Origin of the sequence: Mesorhizobium sp. M7A.F.Ca.US.005.03.2.1 (assembly GCF_003997795.1) — a bacterium.
Lineage (GTDB): Bacteria > Pseudomonadota > Alphaproteobacteria > Rhizobiales > Rhizobiaceae > Mesorhizobium > Mesorhizobium ciceri.
In genome coordinates this window covers 1-1133 of sequence record NZ_RZRP01001297.1, presented here as the reverse complement: position 1 = coordinate 1133, position 1133 = coordinate 1, and the positions used below count along the sequence as shown (strand labels likewise).

Below are 1133 nucleotides of genomic sequence, written 5' to 3'. Positions count from 1 at the left end.
GAACGCACCGCGGTGACATAGCCGCCGGGACCGGAGCCGATGATGATGACGTCATAGTTCTCAGCCACGGGTTTTCTCCTTCACAATTCCAGCATGACGCGCACGACTGGTGTCAGCGCCTCGCCGATGTTTCGCGTATTTTCGGCGTCAAGATGAACACCGTCGAGAGGTGTGGTTTGCGCCACGCTGCCGGCGTCGAAGAAGCCGCAGCCGGCCTCATCGGCGAGCGCGGCATATTGCGGTGCCAAAAACTTCGAGGCGTCGTCGCCGCCGGCAAACATTTCCTTGAACTCGGCATTTTCGGTGCGACTGACGACAGGCGGCGAAACAATCAGGATCTGCGGCGCCGGCCAGTCGAACGGATAATCGTGACCGCGCACGATGTCGATCAGCCGCTGGATACCCTGCTTGGCCGCGACGGGATTGCCGTGGATCCACGGCTTCATGTCGTTGGCGCCGAGCATGATGACAATCAGGTCGATCGGCGCATGGGTTGTCAGCACCGTTGGCAGCAGCCTGGCGCCGTTGCGATCAGCACCGGCCAGGTGGTCGTCGAAGGCGGTGGTACGGCCATTGAGGCCTTCGGCGATAACTTCGACGCCACCATCGAGCCCGGCCTGCAGCACGCTTGGCCAGCGGTCTTCCAGCGCATGGCGGCCACCTTCGGCATTGTAGCCCCAGGTCAGCGAGTCGCCGTAACAAAGAACCGTCTTCATGCGCCCACCTGTGCGTCGATCAACCCACGCTTCACCCGCCATCCATGGGTTGTGACCGCCCGTTTCCGAGGAGCCAGTCCGGTGGCGAATCCGGAAATGATGAAAGCGAAGAGGCTGGTGAAGACTATCCGCACCGCCCTCTCGCTTCCCTAAACCAGCATGCCCATCGGGTTTTCGATCAGCCGCTTGAAGGCGACCAGCAGTTCGGCACCCAGCGCACCGTCCACGGCGCGGTGGTCGGTCGACAGCGTCACCGACATCACGGTGGCTATTCTGATCTCGCCGTTCTTGACCACTGCCCGCTCCTCGCCGGCGCCGACCGCCAGGATGGTCGCGTGCGGCGGGTTGATGACCGCGGCAAAATCCTTGATGCCGAACATACCGAGATTGGACACCGCCGTGGTGCCGCCCTGATAC

At 62.6% G+C, this 1133-nt stretch carries 2 protein-coding genes; both read right to left on the bottom strand.

The features are described 5' to 3' along the window. Window positions 1–80: 80 nt before the first annotated feature. Window positions 81–716: an SGNH/GDSL hydrolase family protein gene (locus tag EN991_RS37195; RefSeq protein WP_024505188.1), complete on the bottom strand. Its 636-nt coding sequence runs from the start codon at window positions 714–716 to the stop codon at window positions 81–83. Between the two features lie 149 nt (window positions 717–865). Next, window positions 866–1133 (bottom strand): 2-oxo acid dehydrogenase subunit E2 (locus EN991_RS37190; protein WP_206519344.1); only part of this gene is annotated, 268 nt, incomplete at its 5' end.